16 protein-coding genes and 1 riboswitch are annotated in these 16,308 nt (G+C 58.6%); of the genes, 7 read left to right on the top strand and 9 right to left on the bottom strand.

Features of this window, described 5'->3' with window-relative positions; all coding sequences use genetic code 11:
* Positions 1-151: 151 nt before the first annotated feature.
* From KGD89_RS04630 to KGD89_RS04615, 4 genes are all read right to left on the bottom strand, one after another.
* The gene (locus KGD89_RS04630; RefSeq protein WP_025258645.1) at positions 152-1,516 is read right to left on the bottom strand and encodes a DUF1329 domain-containing protein; all 1,365 of its coding nucleotides are present in this window, start codon (positions 1,514-1,516) and stop codon (positions 152-154) included.
* A gap of 26 nt (positions 1,517-1,542) precedes the next feature.
* A complete protein-coding gene (locus KGD89_RS04625) occupies positions 1,543-3,480 on the bottom strand; it encodes a DUF1302 domain-containing protein (RefSeq protein WP_025258644.1) in 1,938 nt (645 codons plus the stop codon).
* A 367-nt stretch (positions 3,481-3,847) separates the two neighbouring features.
* Positions 3,848-5,530, bottom strand: coding sequence for a fatty acid--CoA ligase (locus KGD89_RS04620; protein WP_025258643.1), 1,683 nt, complete (start codon positions 5,528-5,530; stop codon positions 3,848-3,850).
* Between the two features lie 116 nt (positions 5,531-5,646).
* A complete protein-coding gene (locus KGD89_RS04615; RefSeq protein ID WP_025258642.1) occupies positions 5,647-6,276 on the bottom strand; it encodes a LysE family translocator in 630 nt (209 codons plus the stop codon).
* An 83-nt stretch (positions 6,277-6,359) separates the two neighbouring features.
* Here KGD89_RS04615 and KGD89_RS04610 point away from each other — a divergent pair, with 83 nt between their 5' ends.
* The 3 genes from KGD89_RS04610 to KGD89_RS04600 all read left to right on the top strand — a co-directional run bounded on the left by KGD89_RS04610 (position 6,360) and on the right by KGD89_RS04600 (position 9,185).
* Complete coding sequence (locus tag KGD89_RS04610) at positions 6,360-7,325, top strand: 2-hydroxyacid dehydrogenase (RefSeq protein ID WP_025258641.1); 966 nt, start codon at positions 6,360-6,362, stop codon at positions 7,323-7,325.
* 29 nt (positions 7,326-7,354) lie between these two features.
* Positions 7,355-8,353 (top strand): class I SAM-dependent methyltransferase, encoded by a 999-nt coding sequence (locus tag KGD89_RS04605; protein WP_025258640.1) that lies wholly within the window; start codon positions 7,355-7,357, stop codon positions 8,351-8,353.
* 39 nt (positions 8,354-8,392) lie between these two features.
* Positions 8,393-8,582, top strand: a riboswitch (yybP-ykoY riboswitch).
* A gap of 18 nt (positions 8,583-8,600) precedes the next feature.
* Positions 8,601-9,185, top strand: coding sequence for a TMEM165/GDT1 family protein (locus KGD89_RS04600; protein ID WP_025258639.1), 585 nt, complete (start codon positions 8,601-8,603; stop codon positions 9,183-9,185).
* 134 nt (positions 9,186-9,319) lie between these two features.
* Here the strand turns inward: KGD89_RS04600 and KGD89_RS04595 are convergent, their stop codons facing one another.
* From KGD89_RS04595 to KGD89_RS04580, 4 genes are all read right to left on the bottom strand, one after another.
* Positions 9,320-10,138, bottom strand: a complete 819-nt coding sequence (locus KGD89_RS04595; protein WP_025258638.1) for a M48 family metallopeptidase — start codon at positions 10,136-10,138, stop codon at positions 9,320-9,322.
* Between the two features lie 157 nt (positions 10,139-10,295).
* Entirely contained in the window at positions 10,296-10,922 is a 627-nt protein-coding gene (locus KGD89_RS04590) for an SOS response-associated peptidase (protein ID WP_025258637.1), read from the bottom strand.
* Between the two features lie 29 nt (positions 10,923-10,951).
* Entirely contained in the window at positions 10,952-11,212 is a 261-nt protein-coding gene (locus tag KGD89_RS04585) for a putative signal transducing protein (protein WP_025258636.1), read from the bottom strand.
* Positions 11,212-11,394 carry a CPXCG motif-containing cysteine-rich protein gene (locus KGD89_RS04580; RefSeq protein WP_025258635.1) on the bottom strand — a complete coding sequence of 61 codons (183 nt, stop codon included), beginning with the start codon at positions 11,392-11,394 and terminating at the stop codon, positions 11,212-11,214. Before KGD89_RS04580 ends, KGD89_RS04585 begins: the two co-directional genes overlap by 1 nt.
* Before the next feature lie 102 nt (positions 11,395-11,496).
* Between KGD89_RS04580 and KGD89_RS04575 the strand changes: the two genes are divergently transcribed.
* Positions 11,497-12,663 carry a 1-acyl-sn-glycerol-3-phosphate acyltransferase gene (locus KGD89_RS04575; protein ID WP_025258634.1) on the top strand — a complete coding sequence of 389 codons (1,167 nt, stop codon included), beginning with the start codon at positions 11,497-11,499 and terminating at the stop codon, positions 12,661-12,663.
* Between the two features lie 122 nt (positions 12,664-12,785).
* Positions 12,786-12,992: a hypothetical protein gene (locus KGD89_RS04570; RefSeq protein WP_025258633.1), complete on the top strand. Its 207-nt coding sequence runs from the start codon at positions 12,786-12,788 to the stop codon at positions 12,990-12,992.
* 69 nt (positions 12,993-13,061) lie between these two features.
* On the opposite strand, the gene KGD89_RS04565 is transcribed toward KGD89_RS04570, so the two are convergent.
* The gene (locus KGD89_RS04565; RefSeq protein ID WP_025258632.1) at positions 13,062-13,646 is read right to left on the bottom strand and encodes a YajG family lipoprotein; all 585 of its coding nucleotides are present in this window, start codon (positions 13,644-13,646) and stop codon (positions 13,062-13,064) included.
* A gap of 162 nt (positions 13,647-13,808) precedes the next feature.
* On the opposite strand from KGD89_RS04565, the gene KGD89_RS04560 reads away from it, so the two are divergent.
* Together KGD89_RS04560 and mqo are read left to right on the top strand one after the other, a co-directional pair.
* The gene (locus KGD89_RS04560) at positions 13,809-14,042 is read left to right on the top strand and encodes a hypothetical protein (protein WP_025258631.1); all 234 of its coding nucleotides are present in this window, start codon (positions 13,809-13,811) and stop codon (positions 14,040-14,042) included.
* 718 nt (positions 14,043-14,760) lie between these two features.
* Positions 14,761-16,272, top strand: a complete 1,512-nt coding sequence (gene mqo / locus KGD89_RS04555) for a malate dehydrogenase (quinone) (RefSeq protein ID WP_025258629.1) — start codon at positions 14,761-14,763, stop codon at positions 16,270-16,272.
* Positions 16,273-16,308 lie beyond the last annotated feature (36 nt).

The raw sequence follows: 16,308 nt of genomic DNA, 5'->3' as shown, positions 1-16,308 counted from the left end.
TATCCCTGCATAAAAAAGCCCCAATCAAGGGGCTTTGGCTATAAGTCATTGAAACTGCTTGGCTGCTTGCACTTTTAGCGGCCTGTTTAGGTGCAGACAGCGTCAAAAGACCCCAGTCTGCACGTCATGACAGTTCATCCGATTTGTGTGATCAACGTACGCCTTCCTGACGCAAGGCGTTAGGCGTGAAGTCGCTGGTGCCGGCGGTGAAACCGAAGACATACGCACTCTTCTCTTCGTTTTTCATGCCCAGTGCCACATAGCGGCCCGACTGCAGGTCGTACAGGGTTTCAATGGCGTACCACGGAACCTGCTTGTCGTAATAGTTCTCGGAATGAGCCTCCGCAACGCGCCACAGCTGGCCGCGACCGTCGTAGTGGTCGATGACCGCAGCTTGCCAGGTGTCTTCGTCAATGAAGAAGTCACGCTTGGCATAGATGTGGCGCTGGCCTTCCTTCAGGGTTGCCGTTACATGCCAGACACGCCGCAGTTCATAACGGGTCAGGTCCTGATTGATATGACCGGCCTTGACGATATCGGCATATTTGAGGGTCGTGTCGTCCAGCTTGTGGCTGTTGGACGCAATGTACATTTCCTGCTTGCCGATCAGTTTCCAGTCATAGCGATCCGGCGCGCCGTTGTACATGTCCAGGTTATCGGAAGTCCGCAGGCCGTCCGAGGCAGTACCCGGACCGTCATAGGACACTTGCGGAGCACGGCGCACGCGACGTTGACCGGCGTTGTAGAGCCAGGCCGAACGAGGCTCCTTCACTTGGTCCAGGGTTTCATGGACCAGCAGTACACCACCGGCCAGACGCGCAGGGGCGGTCACTTCCTGCTTGAAGTAGAACAGGATATTGCCTGGATTCTTCGGATCGAAGTCCTTCATCTTGTCGCGGAACACGAACTGGTCAGAGAAGTACACCAGGCTGTAGGAGCCATTGGGTTGCGGCGTGGCCTGGGTCACAAAGCGCTTCACGCTGCCGCCACGATAACGGGTGATGTGGTTCCAGATCACCTCGACACCGCTGGACGGAATCGGGAAGGGAATTGCGGTTTCAAAGTTTTCCAGGCCATTGCCGCCGCCCACCAGCTTGGTGTTGGTGGCGTTTCTCTTGATGGCGGCAAACACGTCATCAGGCACGGTGGCACCGCGATGGGTCGGATAAACCGGGATCTTGTAGCTTTCCGGGTAACGCTTAAACATCGCGTATTGGCCCGGCGCCAGTTTGTCCTTGTACTGCTCCACGTTCTGCGCCGTGATGGTGAACAGCGGTTTTTCGCTGGCATACGGGTTGGCCAGGAAGCCTTTGCTGTCCACTGCACCGGCATTCTTGGGCATGGGGCTCCAGGCCGGAATGGTGTTAGCGGCGTTACCGGCCTTCTCGGCACCCATCGGGGTCAGGCTGGTCCCCAGTTTCGCCGCCTCGGATTCAGACACCGCAGCCATGACGCCGGACGCCATCAAGGACAATCCCAGCGCACCCGCTTGCAACAGACCCTTTGTTATTTTCATTTTCATAGTTATCCCAAACCGTGTTCTTAGAAGTTCATGCCAAAGCTGAGTGCCACGAAATCCCGGTCATCGACCGTGGTGTACTTCCCGTCGAAGAAGTTGGTGTAGGAAAGGTTGGCGGTGTAGGTGTTCTGGTATTCGGCATCCAGTCCGAGGCTGACGGCCTTGCGACCTTCCTCGAAGTTGGCGCCCGGGCCCGGAGAGTAACCCTTGACGTCGTGGGACCAGGCCACGCTTGGCTTGAGGTTCACACCGGCGAATACGTTGTTGTAGTCCCAGATGGCACGTGCGCGATAACCCCAGGAGTTGGCGGTGGTGAAGCCGTCGTCTTCGCAATAACGGGTCAGGTTGTTCTGATCGGCTCCGGTCAGGGTGCCGGCGTTCAAAGTCGCACACTGGCCACCCGGCAACGGACCTGGTCCGTAGACCGGATCGCGGCCATAACGGATTTTCGAGGTGCTTTCCAGGCCGCCCACGTGGGTCCAGCCCACTTCACCCACCAGGGTCAGACGCTCGGCGCCCATCACCTGATCGAAGAACTGGACGAGGGAGGTTTGCAACTGGGTGATTTCCTTGCGGCGATAACCCGGCTGATCGGTATTTGGACGGCCACTGAGCAGCGACACGTTCGGGTTCAACGGCGAAATACCCGAATAGAGAATGTCGGTGGTGTTGATCTGTACCGGGGCATTCGGACGGTAGCTGATTTCACCACTCCACGCCGTACCCGTAGGCAGCGTGGTAGAGAAGCTCAACCCGTACAGGCGAATGTCTTCAGGGTATTCAACGTAGTAGCTGGAGTTGCCCGCCACCACCAGTGGCAGCAAGGTCGGCGCCAACGCAGTCGCCGTACCCAACGGAATGCCGTTGCCCACAAGCGAACCGACCAGCCCGGCGCCACTGAACGAAGCCGCTGACCCGCCGCGACCACTGAAGATCGGCAGACGGCTGTGGTAGTTCATCATGTAGGCGCCGAACTCGGTGTCCAGCGGCTCGAAGTTGTAATGCACGGCAAAGCCGAACTGGCCGCCGTCACGAGCATCCCGGTCCGGGCCACGACGCACGATCGCGCCCTCATCAGGGGAGCCAAAGTTGACGCCCTGTTGCGCCAGGGAGTTGAAAATCGCCCCCCGTGCTCCGGCCGGCAGACCTGCTGCAGCCAGGGAAGTATTGAGCCCACTGCGACTGCGCAATACCGCCAGGTTGCTGTCGCAACCATCGGCGATCACGTCGGGCTGCGAGAAGAAGGTGCCGCAGTTATCCACAACCGTCTGGTCCCACTCAAGCTGGTAGAAACCTTGCGCAGACAGGTTGTCGGTCAGGCTTTGCGACAGGTAGAACATGTTGACCGGAATCAGGCCTTCCTTGATCTCGGCCCCGGGACGACGAAACGCCGAGACATCGACCGGGTTGACGCTGTTGATCCCGCCCTGGATGAAGGTACTTTCACCCCAGCTGATGACCTGCTTGCCGAGACGCACAGTGCCTGGCTGATCGCCAATGGCGTAATTGTGATAGACGAATGCGTCGAGCAATTGCGCGCCGGAAGACTTGGCGCCTTCCTTGCGGTTGGAGTCGCTGATGTCCTTGAACTCGCGACTTTCGTCCTTGAGCTCGAAGTCATACCAGTACTTGCCACGCACGAATACACCGGTGTCGCCGTACTTCAGTTCAAGGTCATGAATCCCCTTGAAGATCTTGGAGAAGGTTTCGCCCTTCTTGAAGTTCAAGTGACCGTCATCGGAGGTCTGGGAAAGACCGCGTCCGCCGTTGTTGGCGCCGATGAGGTTCTTGTTGGGGCTTGCGGTAGACCAACTGGCACCCACCGAGAGAGATGAGTCGAAGCTGCCTTCGATTTCACCGACATTGAAGGTAACGCCGAACGCGGGACTGGCGAGCGAGGAAGCGAGACTGACTGCCAGAGGAAGTTTCGCCCGGCGCCAGAAAGGGATTGCTGTTGTCATCGATGCGACTCCATGTGCTTTTATTTTTATGGCAGTGGGAACTTCCAGAAACGACTCAGCCATGGATTGGCTGTCAACACTCACCGGCCCCCCTGAGGGCCGCCAAACAAAATGCATATTTACGCTCTTGCCAAGTCCCCTGTCCCGACTATATCCAGCACGCCCTGCTGCTTGATCCCTCTAAAGTGTGATTTGCACGTATCAAAGCCTCTGGAATGCCTGTTACGACAAGGTTGAGTAACAGACCGGTGCGCAGGATGGAACAATTTGAACATTTGGCAAACATCGTTTTATGGCCGACGCAGACGCATGCCGTGCTCGATGAGCACAGCATGCGGTCAGGCTGGATGAGAGTTATCCGGCGGGTTCAAAGCGTCGACAAAAGGGCACTGTTACTGCTTTGCCATTCGACGATGTCCAGGCGCATGCGTTTTTTGTCGAGTTTGCCGACACTGGTCTTGGGAATTTCAGTAACAACCGCGATCTGACTGGGTATGGCCCACTTGTTGATATGGCCCTGCTCGACAAACGGATTGAGGTGCTCCTTCAAAATCCGGGCATCGATGCTCTGCCCTTCGTGGACCACCAGCAATGCAAAAGGCCGCTCACCCCATTGCGGGTCGGCGACCCCTACCACCGCGACTTCGCGCACGGCAGCATGTCGACTGCACAGGTCCTCAAGTTCCAGCGACGATACCCACTCGCCTCCCGTCTTGATCACGTCCTTGATGCGGTCGCGGATATCGATAAACCCCATGTCGTCCAGGGTCGCCACGTCGCCCGTGTGCAGCCAGCCCCCCGCCCACAGCTCGGCCCCTTTTTGCGGCTCGCGGAAATAACTCTCGGTCAGCCAGGGGGCGCGCAGCACCAGTTCGCCCTGGGTTTCACCATCGGCAGGCAGGAAGTTTCCGTTTTCGTCGACGATGGCCGCGTCCACCAGCATACCCGGCACACCCGCCTTGATGCGGTAGGTGATGCGATCGTCCTCAGGCCCTTCTCTCAACTCTTCGTTCATGTGGGCAACGGAAATCAGCGGCCCGGTTTCGGACATGCCATAGGCGGCGGTGAGCTGAATACCCTTGGCCTTGGCGGCCAGATACAGGCTGCGCGTCAGCGAGCTGCCACCAATGATGATTTTCCAGCCGCCGAAATCCACATCCCTGGCGGCCTTGGAGTGCAGCAACATCTGCATGATGGTCGGTACGCAATGGGAGAACGTCACCTTCTCCTTGCGCCACAGTTCCACCAGAAACTCCGGGTCATAACGGCCGGGATAAACCTGTTTCAAGCCCAGCATGGTTGCCGCATAAGGCATACCCCAGGCATGCACGTGAAACATGGGGGTGATCGGCATGTACACATCGCTGGAGCCCAGCAGGCGCTCATGCTCGACACTGCCCATGATCGTCGCCACGCCCATGGTGTGCAGCACCAGTTGGCGATGGGTGAAATACACGCCCTTGGGGTTGCCCGTTGTCCCGGTGGTGTAGAAAGTCGTGGCGACCGAGTTTTCGTCGAAGTCCTCGAAGTCGTAATCAGGGCTCGCCGCTGCCAGCAGCTCTTCGTATTCCCCGACCAGATTCGGCAGATCGGCGGTCTTTTCCGGCAGATCCGTGAGCAGGAGCGTCTTGTCCACAGTGGTCAGGTGCCCGGCAATGCCCTGATACAGGCCGACGAACTCACTGTTGACCAGCACCAGCCGGTCTTCGGCGTGGTTCATGGTGTAGACGATCTGCTCGGGCGAGAGCCGCACGTTGATGGTGTGCACCACCGCACCGATCATGGGGATCGCAAACATGCATTCCAGATAACGGTGGCTGTCCCAATCCATGACGGCCACTGTATCGCCCGCCTTCACGCCTGCCGCTGTCAGCACATTGGCCAGGCGGCGAACACGTTCGTTGAGGGTGGGATAGGTGAAGCGAACAGTATCGCGGTAAACGATTTCACGCGTTTTTTCGTAGCGGCTGCCAGACAACAGCAGCCCCTTTATCAACAGAGGGTACTGGTAAGCGCCATCGGCTGGCGGAAGAACGCGAGTCTGTAACATATGAGTCCCTTTTCAAAGTTCACAGGCGAAGCTTGAAATATGGACTCTAGCGCTCTAGTCCGCCAGCCAAATCAGCCAAAGGGACGATTTGCCGACAAGGTAACGTGTCACGAAACTCAACGCACCTCGGTCAACGCCAGCTTCAAGCCCAGCGCCACCAGCACGCCACCCATGACCCGATCGAACCAGTGGCCCATGCGGGCAAAGCCGGCGCGCACCCGAGCCTGGCTGAACAGGCAGGCCACCAGACAGAACCAGATGGCAGTCGCCACCGCCAGGTAAACACCGTAACCGCCCTGCACCAGCAGAGGCGTATGAGGGTTGATGACCACCGTGAACAGCGACAGGAAAAACAGCGTCGCCTTGGGGTTCAGGCCATTGGTCACAAAGCCGCTGACATAGGCACCACGAGCCGTTCTTTCACCGACAGGCGACTTGACCGGATCGTCCCCCAAAGCCGCAGGCTTGGCACGCAGGGCCTTGATACCGATGTACAAGAGGTAAGCGGCTGCCGCCCATTTGAGGGCATTGAACAGCACGATGGATTGGGAAACGATGATGCCGATACCCAGCAGCGAATACCCCACATGGAGGAAAATCGCCGACCCCACACCCAGCGCAGACCAGATGCCCGCCTTGCGACCGTGGGTGACACTTTCACGAACCACGACCGCAAAATCGGGGCCGGGGCTGGCGACCGCCAGCAGATGGATCAAGGCTACAGTGAGAAATTCTGCCCAGTACATGGGGCCTCCAAAAATATTGATGAACGTTTGCTGATAGGCTCGCAACACTACTCTTTCAATTTATTACAAAAAAGGTACAGCTAATGAGCAATCCGGGCAGAGCAGTTTTCCTCGATCACACGTCACTTGATCTGGGGGATCTGGATCTCGGCGCGTTGCGTGAAAGCTTCGGCGAACTGGTGCTGCACGACAGCACTTCCCCGGATCAGGTCATCGACCGCCTCAAAGGAGCGCAGGTGGCGATCAGCAACAAGATCGTGCTTGATGCCAACACGTTCGCTGCATGCCCTGACTTGAAACTGGTGCTGGTCACCGCGACCGGCACCAACAATGTGGACCTGGTTTCTGCCCGCGAACACGGCGTCACTGTCTGCAACTGCCAAGGCTATGGAACCCCATCGGTAGCGCAACATACCTTGCTGTTGCTATTGGCTCTGGCCACACGACTGCCCGATTACCAGAAAGCCGTGCAACAGGGTCTCTGGCAAAAATCCTCTCAGTTCTGCCTGCTGGATTTCCCGATTGTCGAGCTTGAAGGCAAGACCCTCGGCCTGCTGGGCCATGGCGAACTGGGTGGCGCGGTGGCCAGGCTGGCAGAAGCTTTCGGCATGCGCGTCTTGCTGGGGCAGATTCCCGGCCGCCCTGCTCGCCCGGATCGTCTGCCGCTTGAAGAGTTGCTGCCGCAAATCGACGCCCTGACGCTGCATTGCCCGCTCAATGAACACACCCGAAACATGATTGGCGCCCGGGAACTGCAGTTGCTCAAACCACAGGCACTGGTGGTCAACACCGCTCGCGGCGGCTTGATCGACGAGCAGGCTTTGGCCGATGCCTTGCGCAATGGCCATCTGGGCGGTGCCGCGTCAGACGTGCTGAGCGTGGAACCCCCCGTCGCAGGCAACCCGCTGCTGGCCGACGATATTCCACGCTTGATCATCACGCCGCACAGCGCCTGGGGCGCCCGGGAAGCTCGCCAGCGCATCGTCAGCCAGGTCATCGAGAACGCCCAGGCATTTTTTGCAGGGGCGCCGAAGCGGGTAGTCAGCTAGAATTCGCCCCTTTTTTCAGGAGCGAAAACATGGACCCGCGCAGTGAAGTGTTACTTCGACAGGCTGAACTCTTTCAAGGCTCGTTGCTGCTGGCCGGTTTGCCCGCCGACGACTTGCTGGGGAAGCTGCCGAACGCTCGCGGATGGTGCTGGCATGCAGGCGACCAGGCTGCACTGGACGCCCGTTTCACCGGGCGCACGCATTTTGGCGTAGACGCACCACAGGAGCCTTTCGAGGCCGCCGTGCTGTTTCTGCCCAAGGCGCGCGACCTGACCGAGTACATGCTCAATGCTCTTTCCTCCCGGCTGGCAGGACGCGAGCTGTTTCTGGTGGGTGAAAAACGTGGGGGCATCGAAGCCGCTGCCAAACAGTTGAGCCCATTGGGCCGGGCCCGCAAGCTCGACAGCGCCCGCCATTGCCAGCTCTGGCAAGTCACGGTAGAAAACGCGCCACAGGCGGTCGAGCTGCAAAGCCTGGCCAAGCCTTACCAGATCGAACTCGAAGACGGCCCGCTCACGGTCATCAGCCTGCCGGGCGTATTCAGCCATGGCCGCCTGGATCGCGGCTCGGCCCTGCTGCTGGAAAACCTCGACAAGCTCCCCAGCGGCCACTTGCTGGACTTCGGATGCGGCGCGGGCGTGCTGGGTGCTGCGGTAAAACGTCGCTACCCGCACAACGACGTCGTGATGCTCGATGTGGATGCATTCGCCACAGCCAGTGCCACTCTGACCCTGGCGGCCAACGGCCTTGAAGCAAAAATTCTGACCGGCGATGGCATCGATGCAGCCCCCATGGGTCTGAACACGATTCTGAGCAATCCACCCTTCCATGTCGGGGTGCATACCGACTATCTGGCCACTGAAACCCTGCTGAGAAAAGCACGCCAACATCTGAAATCAGGTGGCGAACTACGCCTGGTTGCCAATAGCTTCCTGCGCTATCAGCCGCTGATCGAAGAGCATGTCGGGGCCTGTGAAATCCGGGCCCAGGGAAATGGCTTCCGGATCTACAGCGCGAAACGTTCTTGAAAATAAGAGCTTGCCGAATGGATTTTGCGAAGGCAGAATCCGCTCCGTCCTAGGGGAGTAGTCTCCCACGAGCAACATGCTCGTCCGGCACGCATCAACATACTTGGTCCTCAGACCATGGTGCGTGCGACCCAGAATCCGCTCAGACGGATCGGTGGTTTGACAAGACCTATGACACGAACACCTTACCCGGGGCGGGGAGGTTGTACGTGTCATAGCCGTGTCGACCCGCCCCTTAGGAACCCTGATGCTGGAATCCCTGTTAATCCCCACTGCAATCGTTGCGCTTGCCGAGATTGGCGATAAAACGCAATTGCTCGCACTCATTCTCGCCGCCCGCTTTCGCAAGCCCTGGCCCATCATCGCCGGCATTGTTGCTGCCACGCTGGCCAACCACGCTGCGGCGGGCGCAGTCGGCGCATGGTTCAGCAGCTTCTTTTCCGATGCAGTCTTGCACTGGACGCTCGCCGCCAGCTTCACGGCCACGGCCCTGTGGACACTGGTTCCCGACAAAATGGACGACGATGAAGCGAGCACGGCCCGCAAGTTCGGCCCGTTCATGACGACCCTGATCACGTTCTTCATCGCGGAAATCGGTGACAAGACGCAAATTGCGACCGTGATGCTTGCCGCGCAGTATTCCTACCTGTGGCTGGTCATCATCGGCACCACCGTGGGCATGCTGATCGCTAACGTCCCGGTGGTACTGGCCGGTAACTTCGCTGCCGAAAAACTGCCGTTGACCCTGATCCGCCGTCTGGCCGCCAGCGCCTTCTTCGTACTGGCACTGGTCGCGGTCTACAAGGCCATGCAAGTCAGCGGCTGGGTCTGAGCATGATGAAAAGAGCGCTGCAACGAAAACCACAGCGCTCTGCTGCCGTCAGCCGTCTCGCGAATGAATTCGCCCCTACCCGGCCTTCGCAGCACTGCAAAACGGTAGAAGCGACTTCAATCGCGAAGGACCAGTCAGGATTTTCTGGCTTGTTGGTACAGCGGCATCACCTTGGGAATCGCAGCCTGCAAGGAAGCAATACGATTTTCCGAGGCCGGGTGAGTACTCATGAACTCCGGCTGAGAGCCACCAGCGTTCTGGGTCATTTTCTGCCACAGGGTCACCGCAGCGTTCGGGTTGTAACCCGCTCGCGCCGACAGCTCCAGGCCCAACAGGTCGGCCTCGTTTTCATTGCTGCGGCTATTGGGCAGCGTGAGGCTGTAGTTGACCACCGTGTCGGTCAGCGCCATGCCGGTTTCCCCAAGCCCCAACAAGGCTCCCGCGCCTTGTTTGGCAATGGCCACGCCGTAGGCCTTCGACATCGCTTCACGCCCGTGCTCACGCAGGGCATGGGCGATTTCATGGCCCATGACCGCAGCGATTTCATCGTCGGTCAGCTTCAACTTTTCGATCAGTCCGGTATAGAAAATGATCTTGCCGCCAGGCCCGCAGTTGGCGTTGAGCTCATCGCTCTTGATCAGGTTCACTTCCCATTGCCACTGGGCCGCATCCGGACGCAGCTTCGGGGCCTGGGCAATCAAGCGGTCGGCAATCGCATGCACCCGCTTGGCATTGGCGCTGTTGGTATCCAGCACGCCCTTACCGCTCGCCTCGCCTACGGTTTCCTTGTAGGACTGGGCGTACATTTTATTGACTTCATCTGTCGAGAGCATGCTGAACATGTACTGCTTGCGCTCGACCCCCACCGAATCACCGGTGGTCGTGTTTACAGCCTGACAGCCGCCAAGCAATAAACCGCCCCCCAGAACACACAGGGCTAATGACTGACGCATGGTGTTTCTCCTTATAAGCGAGGCGGTCATCCTAGGCGGACAATGGACTCAGCACCAGATAGCAGCAAACAGCCATGTTTGTCCGCTTTGTAACAGGTTGGTTCCAGGGATAGTGGTTGTTCGCAAATGAATTCGCTCACACACGATGCAACCCGCTTCACAAAGGCGTCAGACACTCCGGCGCATTGAGCTTTGGATCGTTCACCAGATTGGCCAGCGGCCTCTCGCGCAGGGGCATCTGTACGGAGGCAAGCAGTGCCTGCAAGGTGTGCAGTGGCGTGTCGGCTGCCAGCCAGTCTTTCTGGCCCTGGGCATCGAGAATCAGCGGACGCCGCTGGCTGGCCGCAGCCTGGGTAACCACTGCCACACTCAGATACGTATGGCCCTGCACCGGATAGGCCTCCCAGACCGCCGCAAAGAACAGGGCCGAACCCTCGCCCGGCGTCAGCCAGAACGGGCGTTTACGGGCGGTGCCGCGCCATTCGTAGAAACCGTTGGCCGGCAGCAGGCAGCGACGCTGGCGAAAAGCTTCACGGAACATCGGCTGCTCGGCCAGGGTTTCGGCACGCGCATGGGCGGGCGTGCGGGAAAGATCGGTCAGCCACGCTGGCGTCAGCCCCCAGCGGGCACGTGCCAGTTCCAGATCACCTTCAGCCTCGGCTGCGCGCATGATCAGCACGGTGTCGGCCGGAGAGATATTCCATTGCGGCTGCTGGTCTGCCGGAAAACCGGGCAAGGCCGCAAAGGCAGGGTTCCAGCGAAACAGGGCATAACGTCCACACATGAGGCTAAGGCAACTCTATTCGGAGGTGTTCAACACACCAGTACATCGGGAAAACTGTCCGGCTCGTCACCGGACAACGGCAGGGCAGCATTGTACGCAGTGATCAAGGCCCGCGCGCGCTCGACCTGATCGTCATCCACCGAGATGCCCAGCAAGCCCAGTCCCGGCAACTCGCCCATACCACCCAGCAAGTCGCGCCCGACCAGATGCGCTTCGACCCCTTCACTGGCAAGCATGCCTTGCAGCAACTCACCTTCCATCAAGTTTTCAGGCTCGTAGATTCTCTGCATCATTCGTTCTCACTGCGAACGTCCAGACTCCAGTCTTCACCATCGGTCCTCAGGTCGAATATGATCGGCCGACAACAGACCGGGCAGTCCTCTATGTACTGCTGATCGCCGCCGGACAAGTCCAGTACAGCCTCCACGGGCTCCCCGCTGTACGGACAGTCGTAACCCTGTAATTCCTGCATCGCGGCCTCCGCTGTCAGTTATGCGTATAATTGCTCCATTCTTTTGAAGGCTGCCAGAGCAACCCGCCTTCTTTTTACCCTATCCGTTTCCAACAAGAGAGCATGATGGGCGAATTCGATGCCATCCGACCTTACAACGATGCAGAAGTCCCCGCCGTACTGGCACGTCTGCTGAGCGATAAAGCCTTTCTCGCGATCCTGACCAAATTCCGCTTTCCGCGTCTGGCAGGTGCGTTCGGGTGGTTCCTGCAACCGACCCTCGCCCGCAAACTGCGTCGTGAATTCGCCGGGATCGATTCGGTCGCTACCCTGCAGGACAAGGTCGAGTATTACGTCGACCACACCATCGAGCGGGCTACAGACGGTGTGACCTACACCGGCGTGGAATTACTCAAGTCCGGCACGGCTTATCTGTTCCTGGCCAACCACCGCGATATCGTGATGGACCCGGCCTTCGTCAACTACGCCGTTTATCACGCAGGCCTGCCTACGCCGCGCATTGCCATTGGCGACAACCTGCTGCAAAAGCCTTTCGTCAGCGACCTGATGCGCCTGAACAAGAGCTTCATCGTGCATCGCTCGATTATCGGGCGACGCGAGAAGATGGCGGCGTATCAACTGCTTTCGGCGTACATCAATCATTCGATTACCCGCGATGGCCAGTCGATCTGGATCGCCCAGGCCGAAGGTCGCGCCAAGGACGGTGATGATCGTACCGAGTCGGCCATCCTCAAGATGTTCCACATGAGCCGCAAGGATGAGCCTTTCAGCGAAGTGATCCGTTCGCTGAACCTCATTCCGGTGTCGATCAGCTACGAATACGATCCTTGTGACCACGCCAAGGCACGGGAGTTGTACATCCGCGCCACCACCGGCAGCTACACCAAGACGCCGGGCGAGGACGACGTCAGCATTGCGCTGGGTATCACGGGCTATAAAGGCCGTGTGCACGTGAACTTCGCACCACCGATCACCGAATCCTTCGAGGACACCAAGCTGCTGGCAGCCGAAATGGACCGGCAGATTCTCGGCGGTTATCGGTTGTTCCCGGTGCATTACCTGGCTTATGCACAATGGGCCGATGCCGATCCGGCACTGGATGTACCGCTGGCGGCAGACGTATTCCCGGCCGACGAACTGGCGCGCGCCAGGGAAGAATGGGAAAGCAGGCTGGCCGAGGCTCCTGCCGAACATCGCCCTTACTTGATCCAGCAATATGCGACGCCGGTGCGCAATCAGTATCGGGTCAAGGCAGGTTTGCCTCTCTGATACGACGCTTCACAGAAACGGCACCGTTGAGGTGCCGTTTTTGATGGTGTCACCTGAACGTCACACAGCTCGTGCACTGTATGGCTCCTCAAGGAATGACCGACCCTTTTTTGGAGCTGTTCATGTTGCACGCAAACAACCAGGATCGCCTGTATCTGATCGCCCAGAGCGATGAACAACAAGAGCTGGTGGACGCACTGGCCTTCAACGTCCAGGACCGCCACTGGCTGGTCTACTGCGCTTTGGGCGGGCATCAGCATCATGATCTTCCGGACATGGATCTGGAAACAGGCCTGAGCTTTCTGAATCTCTATCAGCAAGCCGCCTGACCCCCGCACCCGAATACAAAAAAGCCCGGCCCCTTGCAAAAAGGGCCGGGCTTTTCATTTGGGCAAGGCTTATTGCGCCAAGGTGCCACCGATAGTCGGGTCCTGGAACACGCGGGTCAGCGCATCGCTCAGCACGTCGCTCACCAGCTTGGTGTTGGTTTCCTGATTGGGCGCCATACCGAAACGCTGATCCAGCGAAGCAGAATAACGGCCACCGTAGTTGCGGCCATTGTTGCGCACGTCCGCACGGAACGTGGAACTGATGGTTGCCTCGGTCACGTACAGGCCTTCCTTGGGCGACTGATATTTCAGGTCGGCCAGGGTCAGGGTCAGTTGTGCACCATTACCGCCACCCGAAACCGGGGTAAAGCCCAGCAGGCGAACGGCCGCTTCAGCCTGTGCCTGCAGCTTTGGCAACAGATCGGCACCATTTACGCTGATTGCGCTGGTTTCAGGGTACAGACCGCCACGGGTTCCCAATGTAGGGCTGGAACGACCATCCACGACACGCACGACAACCTGCTGCCCCTGACCCACCGGCGCGAACTGCGCGTTGAGCTTGGGTTGAGGACTCAGTTGCTGCGGGCTGTGGGCACACCCGACCAGCGTCAAACTGCTTACAGCAAGCAAACCGAACAAAAGGCGACGCAACATGCTCATCTCTCCAGAGGCCAGACACTAAATGTGCCGCAGTATAGCGATGCCAGCGAAAAATGGGACCGCTGAACCATCGCAATGGTTCAGCCACAGGAATGTAATCGGGGTGTAACGCCGGGAAGTCAGGATAGCCCCCATCAACTCGACAGGAGCTACGTCATGGGTCTTTTCCAATCGCTGTTCAACCTGCGTCGCCCATTGCGCCACTACGCACTCGTGGACAAGAACGGCATTTGCCGCGCACTCAAGCATTGCACCGAGCGTCCATTGAGCAGCGACTGGGTCGAAGTCAACGAACAACGTGCCAACTGGCTGAACCAGCCATTGCCCTCCAGCGCACGGGTTGCACCGCACGGCGTACGTCCGGCACCACACCAGTTGATCACGGCCTGACGAATACCTGATAAAAGTCACATAAACACGATCAATTCCTGTCGTTTCATCGCTATAATCTCCCCCCGATTATAAGGACGTCTCCTGATCGGGCCTCGCAGCATCGCTAATCCCCGGATTAGCTCCTCCGTAATGCCCACAGAGAGCCGCCCACACAGGTCATTTGCACACAGTTGTGCTCGATGAACGGTGAGCAATCGCTCGATTGATATCGAACCTTTTGCCCCCGACAACGCCTCAATCTGTATGCACCTGATCTGCCAGAGCTGCCATCGCAGCCCTTTTTGAGGTTTGGTTCACGTTTCCAAAAGAGCGTGAAAAAACGGGTTTCACTACTTCACAAGAGTGTGGCGAGCAAAATGAATAGGTACGCGTTTGTAAATGCACCATCAGCGTCTGAACCGGCCCCTTTGAACAGGACTGACCGCGACTGCGCCTCCATCACCGGAGCCTGAGGCCTGTCGTCCGGGCATGCGATGCCTTGACGATGGTCGAATGGCCGAACGGGTTGAAAAATGAGTTCATGCATCCTTGATGAAGACTCTTGTTCAGCCTGACCGGGACCTGCGCTTTAGATGCGAAAAATTGCGAAGAATCGGACAGGCGATCCTGGCCAGGACACATGGGGCACAACTTTTATCGACGCCCTGTCCCCCTGGCATCTAGCCTCAGGAACGTATGCCGTCAATTTGGTGCTGCAGATTTTGGAGACGCGTTAATGGCGCATAACGAAGCAGTCGACGTAGTATTGGTCGGAGCGGGCATCATGAGTGCCACCCTGGCCGTGCTGCTCAAGGAGCTCGACCCCGGCCTCAAGCTGGAAGTCGTTGAGCTCATGGATTCCGGCGCTGCGGAGAGTTCCAACCCCTGGAACAACGCAGGGACCGGTCATGCCGGCCTCTGCGAGCTGAACTACACGCCGCCCGCGGCCGATGGCTCCATCGATATCAAGAAAGCGGTGCACATCAACGCCCAGTTCGAGGTATCGAAGCAGTTCTGGGCCTATCTGGCTCGCAAAGGCACCTTCGGCTCGTCGAAATCCTTCATCAACTCGGTTCCGCACCTGAGCTTCGTTCAGGGCGAGAGCGGGATTTCCTTCCTCAAGACCCGTTTTGAAGCGATGCACAAGCATCACGCCTTCTCTTCGATGGAATATACCGAAGACAAGGCAAAGCTGGCCGAGTGGATGCCGCTGATGATGCCAGGCCGTCCGGCCGACGAACCTATCGCCGCCACTCGGGTAATGAACGGTACGGACGTCAACTTCGGCGCCCTGACCAACCAGTTGCTCACTCACCTGGGCAGCGCTCCCGACGCTCAGGTCAAATACTGCAAGCGCGTTACCGACCTGACCCGTAACGGCAGCGGCTGGACCGTCACCGTCAAGGACGTGAACAGCGGCAGCACTCGCCAGATCGACGCAAAATTCGTATTCCTCGGCGCGGGTGGCGCGGCCTTGCCGCTGCTGCAGATGTCGGGCATCGAAGAGAGCAAGGGCTTCGGCGGCTTCCCGGTCAGTGGCCAGTGGCTGCGTTGCGACAACCCCGAAGTGGTCAAGCAGCATCAGGCCAAGGTTTACAGCCAGGCCGCCGTGGGTTCGCCGCCCATGTCGGTTCCTCACCTGGATACCCGCGTGGTCGATGGCAAGAAATCCCTGCTGTTCGGACCTTACGCCGGCTTCACCACCAAGTTCCTCAAGCACGGCTCGTTCCTTGACCTGCCGCTGTCGGTACGACTGGCCAACATCAAACCGATGCTGGCCGTCGCTCGCGACAACATGGATCTGACCAAATATCTGGTCAGTGAAGTGATGCAGTCGATGGAGCAGCGCCTGGAATCCCTGCGCCGCTTCTACCCTCAAGCCAGGGCCGAAGACTGGCGTCTGGAAGTTGCTGGTCAGCGAGTGCAGATCATCAAGAAAGACGCCAAGAAAGGCGGCATTCTGCAGTTCGGTACCGAACTGGTGTCTGCAAAGGACGGTTCTCTGGCCGCCTTGCTCGGTGCTTCTCCGGGTGCATCGGTGACGGTTTCGATCATGCTGGAGCTGATCGAGCGCTGCTTCCCGGACAAGGCTCGCAACGAGTGGGCCGCCAAGCTCAACGAAATATTTCCGGCCCGGGAAAAAGCACTGGAAACCGATGCGCAGCTGTACCAGCGCGTCAGCCGCCAGAGCGACGAGAGCCTGGAACTGGTCGAGCAGACCAATCAGGAACAAAGCAGCATCGCCTGATTGCCTGAGGCATAAAAAAACCCGTGAGCCTTGCAG

The organism is Pseudomonas cichorii (genome assembly GCF_018343775.1).
GTDB lineage: Bacteria > Pseudomonadota > Gammaproteobacteria > Pseudomonadales > Pseudomonadaceae > Aquipseudomonas > Aquipseudomonas cichorii.
Note: the sequence above shows the minus strand (reverse complement) of the source record. Positions and strands in the feature narration are given on the sequence as shown.